Origin of the sequence: Psychrobacillus sp. PGGUH221 (genome assembly GCF_042055255.1) — a bacterium.
Lineage (GTDB): Bacteria > Bacillota > Bacilli > Bacillales_A > Planococcaceae > Psychrobacillus.
Genome location: NZ_JAQMHQ010000015.1, coordinates 48,663 through 56,772, shown reverse-complemented (window position 1 = coordinate 56,772; position 8,110 = coordinate 48,663). Strand labels below are relative to the sequence as shown.

Here is an 8,110-nt window from a genome sequence, read left to right as displayed (position 1 = left end):
ATTTTGTTTTGCTGGCATCATCATTAAATGATGTCAAAATTGTTTGCTATCCGACTAACCGAAGCTAGTCTATCAAGCTATATGTCTTAACGTTTTGCATGTTCAGTTTTCAATGTTCATGTTTAAATTTTATTGTGTTGTCGTTTTGGCGACTTTAATATCATACCAAATCTCGTTATCTATGTCAACAACTTTTTTATTTTATTTTCGATGTGAATCGGTAATAAAAATGACAACTTGATAACTATACCACCCTCTTTAACTTATGGCAAGCGTTTTTATTAACTTTTTTTAAAATACTTCCCTTCCTATTTTACATACTACATATAGTAACTATAAAAAAAGAGAGGCACTACAAATAGTAGCATCTCTCCTTCATATATATAGAACTTTATAAAACGATTAATCTTTATGACGCATTGTTGGGAACAATAATACATCGCGAATAGATGCAGAGTTAGTCAACAACATAATCAAACGGTCAATACCGATTCCAAGACCACCTGTTGGCGGCATACCATATTCTAATGCCTCTAAGAAATCTTCATCCATTTCATGCGCTTCGTCATTACCTGCTTCTTTTTCAGCTAATTGGGCTTCGAAGCGTTGACGTTGATCAATAGGGTCATTTAGTTCTGTAAAAGCGTTTGCGTGCTCACGGCGAACAATGAACAATTCAAAACGATCTGTAAAACGACCGTCCTCCGGATTTTTCTTCGCAAGAGGAGATACCTCTACAGGATGTCCATATATAAATGTAGGTTGCACTAATGTTTCTTCTACTTTTTGTTCAAAGAACTCATTTAATACATGACCAACTTCCATCGTAGGTTTTACATCAACACCATGTTCTTTTGCTAAACCATGCGCTTCTTCTTTGGTCATTACTTTCCAGAAGTCTACACCGGTAGTTTCTTTTACCGCATCTGCCATATGCCAACGTCTCCAGCCAGGAGCAAGGTTAATTTGATCCTCACCGTAAGTAACAGTAGTTGTCCCTAATACTTCTTGAGCAACATGAGAAACAAGATTCTCTGTTAAGTTCATGATATCTTGGTAATCAGCATACGCTTCATACAATTCAATCATTGTAAATTCTGGGTTATGACGTGTTGAAACACCTTCATTTCGGAAAACACGACCAATTTCATATACTTTTTCTAATCCACCTACGATTAGACGTTTTAAATGCAATTCAATCGCAATACGCATGTATAATTCCATATCTAATGCATTATGATGCGTGATAAAAGGACGAGCAGCTGCTCCACCAGCGATTGTATGTAACATCGGTGTTTCAACTTCCAAATAGCCTTGTCCATCTAAATAACGACGAATCGCTTGAATAATACGACTTCTAGCAATAAATGTATTTTTACTTTCTTCACTTGTCATTAAATCTAAATAACGTTGACGATAGCGTTGCTCAACGTCTTTTAAACCGTGAAACTTTTCTGGCATTGGACGTAGGGATTTTGTTAAGAATGTGAATTCTACCGCTTTCACCGATAGTTCGCCTACTTGTGTACGAAATACATTCCCTCTTACTCCTACAATATCTCCTAAATCAGCTGTATTAAATAATTCATACGCTTCTTCTCCGATTGCATCTTTTCGTACATAAATTTGAATTTGACCGCCCAAATCTTGAATGTGTGCAAATCCAGCTTTCCCTTTTCCTCTTTTAGTCATAATTCGTCCTGCAATTACGACTTCATGAGGTGTTTCTTCTAATTGTTCTTTAGTAAATTGATCATATTCAGCAATTACTTGATCACTTAAATGGGTACGCTCAAATTTGCTACCAAAAGGATCTAATCCTTTTTCTTGTATAGAAGTCATCTTCTGTCTTCTCACCAAAATTTGATCGCTTAATTCTTCTACATTAGACATGTTTGTCACTCCTCCACTACCTATTATCCGCAACTATCTTTTATTACGTTGAACTTATTGTACACAATTTCTGTACGCTGTTCACCTTTTTCCTACACGAAAGAATATATTTCACTATTCTGATTATCTTTTAAAACGGAAAGAGCCATCACTAGTAAGTGATAGCCCTCATTTTAATAAGCAAGAACAGAGTCAGCATTATATTCTTTTGATGCTTCTTCCGCAAAATAACGTAAGTAATCCTTTAACTCTTGTGCAGATTCTGTTTGATTAATCATATTACGCGCTTTACCATTACCACGAATACCTTTTAAGTACCAAGAAGCATGTTTACGCATTTCTCTTACAGCGATACCTTCTCCTTTTAATGCAGTTAAACGATCAAAATGTAATAAGCACACTTCAATCTTCTCTTCTACTGTAGGTTCAGGCTTAAGTTCACCTGTCTCCAAGTATTCCACCGTACGATAAATCATCCATGGGTCTCCTAGAGCTGCTCGCCCTATCATTACAGCGTCGACGCCAGTTTCTTCTAACATACGCTTTGCATCTTGTGGAGTATTTATATCACCGTTACCGATAACCGGTATATTCACAGCTTCCTTTGCCTGACGAATCAAATCCCAATTCGCGTGCCCTTCATACATTTGTAAACGAGTACGACCATGTACGGCAACCGCTGCTCCGCCAGCACGTTCTACTGCACGAACATTATCTACAATGTAAATATGATCATCGTCCCAACCTGTACGCATTTTTACACTAACAGGTTTATTTACATTGTCGACTACCGCAGAAACCATTTCATAAATTTTCTCAGGATCAAGAAGCCATCTCGCTCCAGCCTCACACTTAATAATTTTGTTTACCGGACACCCCATATTAATATCAATGATATCCGCAGAAGTATGCTGATCTACGTATTTGGCAGCTGCTACAAGTGTATCTTTTTCTCCCCCGAAAATTTGAAGTGATAGAGGATTTTCTCGCTCATCTATATAAAGCATGCTCAAAGTCTTTTCGTTTTTATTAACGATTCCTTTGTCACTAATCATTTCTGCGTAAACTAACCCTGCTCCAAACTCTTTAACAGTTAATCGGAAAGCAGAGTTACAAATACCTGCCATTGGCGCTAACACGACACGATTATCCATTTCAAAATTTCCAATTTTAAATGGTTTTGTCGCTGCTTTTGTCAAAATCATTCACCTGCCTTTATTTCTCCTTTTAATTCTTCTATCGGTATATCTAACAAGGAAGCAATTTTATCTAACTGCCGTTCACTTGGAACTCTTTTCCCTTGCTCTATTTGCCCGAGTATAGACACAGACATCTCCATTTCTTTCGCCAGTTCAACTTGACTCAACCTTTTTAAGCGTCGAAATGCACGAATGCGTCTACCCCATCGAACGTTTTCCATATATGAACGCCTTCTTTCTGAACTTGTGCAAGCTCCAATAAAGAACGCTTTGTAAGAGGCTCAACTAAATCCGAATTTAACTCCACAAGAGGTACGAGCACGAAGCCTCTCTCCGTCATCCTTGGATGAGGAATAATAAGGTTCTCCGTTTTCATATTCTCTTCATTATACAACAAAATGTCAAGGTCTACAGTTCGAGGACCCCAACGAACTTCACGAGTACGACCTAGTTCTGCCTCTATTTCATTGCATCTCTTTAATAATTCCTGCGGTGTAAATAATGTCTCAAGCTCCACCACTATATTCAAAAAGGCAGCTTGATCTACATACCCAACTGGATCTGTTTCGTAAACAGAAGAAACTTGCATTACTTGTATACTTTCAGAATCATTTAGTAATTGAACAGATTTTCTAAGAAAATCAAATCGATTTCCGATATTAGATCCTAATGATAAATACGCTATATTCATAGTATACCTCTCGTAATATCAACCGCGACAGAAGCATAATGGCCTGCAATAGGCGGATTAGGCTTAACTAGCTGTATGCGACAGCCACTCACCTTAGATTCATATTCTGATAAGATACGCCCAGCGATATTTTCAGCAACTGCTTCTATTAATAAATATGGTTTGCCTTCTACTATTTCCTTACAAAGCTCAAATACCTCTGCATAATTTACTGTTTCATCTAAGTTATCGGTTTCACCAGCTTTTTTTAAATCACAAGCTAGTGTGATGGTTACTCGAAAAATTTGACCGAGCTTTGTTTCTTCAGGTAACGCACCATGAAACCCGTAAAATTCTAAATCATTCAGATGTATATAGTCCATAAAAAATTAAGCCTCACTTTCCTTAAATTGCACCTTTCCTGTTAGCACGTCCATCATTTTTGTCATACGGGCAATTTCCTTCACATCATGTACTCGCACCATATGGCAACCAAGCTGAACACCATAGCACACGGTTGCCCCTGTACCTTCCATTCGTTCATTTACAGGAAGATTTAGTACATTACCGATTAAACGTTTTCGAGATGTTGCAAGTAAAACTGGATAACCCATATCTACTAATTCATCTAAGTGCTGCATCATCCAAACATTTTGAGTTGTAGTTTTACCGAAGCCGATACCTGGATCTAACCAAATATTATCATCGGTTACTCCTGCTGCTTTTGCAATTTGAATACATTCTTCTAAATCTTGTTTTGCTTCTGGCCAAAAATCTGTATATTCTTCGTTATCTCTATTATGCATTAATATAATTGGAACTCCTAATTCTGCAGCTACCTTGGCAACTTTTGAATCTCTTTTTGCGCCCCAAATATCATTAATGACATGTGCACCTGCCAGTATTGCTGCTCTTGCAACTTCTGACTTATATGTATCGATGGAAATGACCGCATCTACTTCAGCAGTAATTGCTTTTATAACTGGTACGACACGCGCTATTTCCTCTTCATCTGAAATCATAGTGTACCCAGGTCTTGTGGATTCACCACCAATATCAATGATTTTGGCGCCATCTGTAACCATTTGCTTTGCACGAGCTACTGCGGCTTCTACGTTATTAAATTTTCCACCATCCGAAAAGGAATCCGGTGTAACATTTAATATCCCCATAACAATTGATTCTTTTCGAAAATCTAACGTAACCCCACCAGCTTCAAAAGGCTTGGTATTAAATTGTAAGTTCATGTTTTTATCCTTCTTTCTGAATACACTTTACATACATCTCATGAAGCGTAGCATAAACGGGTCCTTGGTTTCCTAAATAATGCTTTTCGCTTATATCTTTTATAGGCACAATTTCTTGTACTGCATTGGTAATAAATACTTCGTCCGCTTCATTCAATGCATCTTGTTTAAATAAACCTTCTTCCACTACTATTGGTGAATTTTTAATGATCCAATCACGTGTGATGCCTGCTAATATTCCTGTTTCCAAAGAAGGTGTAAATAACTTCCCATTTTTTACCCAAAATAAGTTGGACGTAATTCCTTCTGCTACAAAACCATCAGAAGTTAGAAAGATACCCTCTAGTGACGCAAGTGATGCAACCTCGAATCGAGCATGTATATTATTCGCATAATGATGAGATTTATGACGTGTGCCACTTTCCGGCGAATTTCTCACTGTTTCTAACCAAACGGCCGACTTTTCTGTTCCTCTAGGTACAGTGTGTAAAGGTTTTCGAAATAAAATAACAGTCGGCTTGTCATAACTATTAGGCTGTAGCCCGATATCATGGACACCTGCTGAAATGTTTAAACGAAAATAACCGTCTTCCTCGTTATTCATAGTAGTTAATACTTTTACAGCTTCCATAATTGTTTTTTGATCAAAAGGCATTGTAATACGAAAATCAGCTAGTGCTCGAGAAAGTCGACTCCAATGCTCTTCCAATAAAAATACTTTTCCATCATACGTACGAAATGTTTCAAAAAACCCTAGCCCGTACAAAAAGCCATGGTCATAAGGAGAAATTGTAAGTTCATCTGCTCGATAATATTCTCCATCTTTCCAAGCATCCATATTAAATAATCTCCCTTACTGCAGGGCTATATGCTTCAAAAAAGTTTTGAATTAGTTTTTTACCTTCCTCTGTCATAATCGATTCAGGATGAAATTGTACACCTTCTACTGCGAACTCTTTATGACGAAGCCCCATTATTTCTCCTTCATCTGTCCAAGAAGTCACCTCTAAACAATCAGGCAATGATTCTTTTTCTACTAGTAAAGAATGATATCTTGTCGCCTGAAAAGGATTTGGCATATTTGTATTAACTCCTTTTCCATCATGATAAACAGGAGAGGTTTTTCCGTGCATTAGTCTTTCTGCGCGTATTACTTTACCACCAAATGCTTGTCCAATCGACTGATGTCCAAGACAAACACCAAAAACAGGTATTTTTCCTGCAAAATGAGCAATGACATCCAGGCTAATACCAGCTTCATTAGGTGTACAAGGGCCTGGAGAAACAACAATTATAGATGGAGATAACTGTTCTATTTCCGAGATACTTAGCTCATCATTTCGAACAACCGTCACTTTCTCCCCAAGTTCACCAATATATTGCACCAAATTATAAGTAAAGGAATCATAGTTATCAATCATTAAAATCATAGCTGACCTCTTTCTGCCATAGCTTTTGCTTGCCATAATGCTTTTGCTTTATTTAAGGATTCCTTATATTCTGCATCCGGAACAGAATCGATTACAATTCCCGCCCCCGCTTGAATGTGTGCCATTCCGTCTTGAATAAAAGCAGTGCGAATGACAATATTTAATTCTAAATCACCTGAAAACCCTAACCAACCTATTGATCCCGTATATAATCCGCGTCGAACCGGTTCAAGCTCTTCAATTATTTCCATCGTACGGATTTTCGGAGCGCCTGTGATCGTACCTCCTGGGAACATCGCTTGAATAATCTCTGTATTCGATGTACTTGGACGAAGTGTACCTCTTACATTGGAAACAATATGCATAACATGCGAATAGCGTTCGATGACCATAAATTCGTTTACTTCAACAGTTCCATAGGATGAGACCCGTCCTAAATCATTTCTTTCTAAATCCACCAGCATAACATGTTCTGCTCGCTCTTTGTCATTTTCTATAAGCTCATTAGCCAATGTGATATCTTCTTCATTGCTTTTACCACGCGGTCTCGTTCCAGCGATAGGACGTGTCGATAATTCGGTTCCTTTTTTCTTCACTAATAGCTCTGGTGATCCTGAAACAACAGCAAAATCTGGTGACTGGATATAAGCCATATAGGGAGATGGATTAAATGCACGAAGTGCCTCATACATAGCAACCGACTCAGCATTTAGCCTTTTAGATTGGCGAACCGATAAATTCACTTGGAATACATCCCCTTGAGCAATATACTCCTGCACTTGACGGACAGCAGCCTCAAATTCATTTCCACTCACAGAGACGAGCAACTCCGCATCATCATTAGTTACTTCTGCGGCAGATTCATATGAAAATTTACGTTCTGCTTTGCTACTTGAAGTCTTAAAAGCATCTTCCATATCCTCTAAATTTATATTACTCGTAGAGAGTTTCATACAAGTAACAAGTTGAGTTTCCACGTCAAGTACAGCCCAGAAATCAAATAAATAAAAATAGATATCAGGTATTTGTAGATCATCTTCAGCTAATGTTGGTAGCACTTCTATTTTGCGTGCATAATCATAGCTTATAAAACCAGCTGCTCCACCTTGAAAATCAGGCAAATTCTCTTGAAATGGGATGTGGTAGGATTCAATAAGCTTTTCTAACTCCGTAAGCGCCTCTCCATGACGTATCTCTTCATCCCCATTCCTCCATTTTATATGTAATCCAGTGTCTAAAGATTTAGTAATCGCCAAAGGATTCCAAGCAGCAACACTCAAACGGCCACCTCTACCACTTTCTAAAAATAAATGATGTGATTCCGATTTTGTGATTTCTTTATAAGCATAGAAAAAATCTTCTTTTGACATATGAAAGGTCTTAGTTTGTAATGTAAGTAAATCCAATTCTTGAAATCCTCCTAAAAACGTTTGCCTTCATCTTAACTTGAAACCAGTACTTTTCGCCACATAAAAAAGCGGAAGCACTATGCTCCCGCTCAATTTAGCTCATTTTTTTCTAAAATTTGAAGAAGTTCTTTTCAGACTAGATGAAAACGCTTGTCAGTCGGCAACCTAAGTACGCCGCGTCCTGCAGCAACGGCTGCATGCCCCAAATCCTGTGGGCCCGCGCGCCAGCAATGGTTTTCTGCGACGAGTAACCGCAGGAGCA

The 8,110-nt window shown here is 38.0% G+C and carries 9 protein-coding genes; all 9 read right to left on the bottom strand.

Annotation, left to right across the window (positions count from 1 at the left end; translation table 11 throughout):
- Nucleotides 1-402: 402 nt before the first annotated feature.
- The 9 genes from lysS to PGC35_RS20735 all read right to left on the bottom strand — a co-directional run bounded on the left by lysS (nucleotide 403) and on the right by PGC35_RS20735 (nucleotide 7,809).
- A complete protein-coding gene (gene lysS / locus PGC35_RS20775; RefSeq protein WP_375220519.1) occupies nucleotides 403-1,893 on the bottom strand; it encodes a lysine--tRNA ligase in 1,491 nt (496 codons plus the stop codon).
- Nucleotides 1,894-2,066: 173 nt separating this feature from the next.
- Nucleotides 2,067-3,098: a tRNA dihydrouridine synthase DusB gene (dusB, locus tag PGC35_RS20770; protein WP_056833366.1), complete on the bottom strand. Its 1,032-nt coding sequence runs from the start codon at nucleotides 3,096-3,098 to the stop codon at nucleotides 2,067-2,069.
- Entirely contained in the window at nucleotides 3,095-3,313 is a 219-nt protein-coding gene (locus tag PGC35_RS20765) for a helix-turn-helix domain-containing protein (RefSeq protein ID WP_053591063.1), read from the bottom strand. The genes dusB and PGC35_RS20765 overlap by 4 nt, the downstream gene beginning before the upstream one ends.
- Nucleotides 3,265-3,783, bottom strand: a complete 519-nt coding sequence (gene folK, locus PGC35_RS20760; RefSeq protein WP_375220518.1) for a 2-amino-4-hydroxy-6-hydroxymethyldihydropteridine diphosphokinase — start codon at nucleotides 3,781-3,783, stop codon at nucleotides 3,265-3,267. The genes PGC35_RS20765 and folK overlap by 49 nt, the downstream gene beginning before the upstream one ends.
- Nucleotides 3,780-4,145 (bottom strand): dihydroneopterin aldolase, encoded by a 366-nt coding sequence (gene folB, locus PGC35_RS20755; RefSeq protein ID WP_275783739.1) that lies wholly within the window; start codon nucleotides 4,143-4,145, stop codon nucleotides 3,780-3,782. The genes folK and folB overlap by 4 nt, the downstream gene beginning before the upstream one ends.
- 6 nt (nucleotides 4,146-4,151) lie before the next feature.
- Nucleotides 4,152-5,009 (bottom strand): dihydropteroate synthase, encoded by an 858-nt coding sequence (gene folP / locus PGC35_RS20750; protein ID WP_056833364.1) that lies wholly within the window; start codon nucleotides 5,007-5,009, stop codon nucleotides 4,152-4,154.
- Nucleotides 5,010-5,013: 4 nt separating this feature from the next.
- Nucleotides 5,014-5,847, bottom strand: a complete 834-nt coding sequence (gene pabC / locus PGC35_RS20745; protein ID WP_375220517.1) for an aminodeoxychorismate lyase — start codon at nucleotides 5,845-5,847, stop codon at nucleotides 5,014-5,016.
- 1 nt (nucleotide 5,848) lies between these two features.
- The gene (pabA, locus tag PGC35_RS20740; RefSeq protein ID WP_275783748.1) at nucleotides 5,849-6,439 is read right to left on the bottom strand and encodes an aminodeoxychorismate/anthranilate synthase component II; all 591 of its coding nucleotides are present in this window, start codon (nucleotides 6,437-6,439) and stop codon (nucleotides 5,849-5,851) included.
- On the bottom strand, nucleotides 6,436-7,809 hold the full coding sequence (locus PGC35_RS20735) for an anthranilate synthase component I family protein (RefSeq protein ID WP_375220520.1): 1,374 nt from the start codon (nucleotides 7,807-7,809) through the stop codon (nucleotides 6,436-6,438). Before PGC35_RS20735 ends, pabA begins: the two co-directional genes overlap by 4 nt.
- Nucleotides 7,810-8,110 lie beyond the last annotated feature (301 nt).

What these genes read in the sequence shown, in the direction of transcription:
- lysS (WP_375220519.1), bottom strand. Translation starts at nt 1,893, where the DNA reads ATGTCTAATGTAGAAGAATTAAGCGATCAAATTTTGGTGAGAAGACAG.
- dusB (WP_056833366.1), bottom strand. Translation starts at nt 3,098, where the DNA reads ATGATTTTGACAAAAGCAGCGACAAAACCATTTAAAATTGGAAATTTT.
- PGC35_RS20765 (WP_053591063.1), bottom strand. Translation starts at nt 3,313, where the DNA reads ATGGAAAACGTTCGATGGGGTAGACGCATTCGTGCATTTCGACGCTTA.
- folK (WP_375220518.1), bottom strand. Translation starts at nt 3,783, where the DNA reads ATGAATATAGCGTATTTATCATTAGGATCTAATATCGGAAATCGATTT.
- folB (WP_275783739.1), bottom strand. Translation starts at nt 4,145, where the DNA reads ATGGACTATATACATCTGAATGATTTAGAATTTTACGGGTTTCATGGT.
- folP (WP_056833364.1), bottom strand. Translation starts at nt 5,009, where the DNA reads ATGAACTTACAATTTAATACCAAGCCTTTTGAAGCTGGTGGGGTTACG.
- pabC (WP_375220517.1), bottom strand. Translation starts at nt 5,847, where the DNA reads ATGGATGCTTGGAAAGATGGAGAATATTATCGAGCAGATGAACTTACA.
- pabA (WP_275783748.1), bottom strand. Translation starts at nt 6,439, where the DNA reads ATGATTTTAATGATTGATAACTATGATTCCTTTACTTATAATTTGGTG.
- PGC35_RS20735 (WP_375220520.1), bottom strand. Translation starts at nt 7,809, where the DNA reads ATGTCAAAAGAAGATTTTTTCTATGCTTATAAAGAAATCACAAAATCG.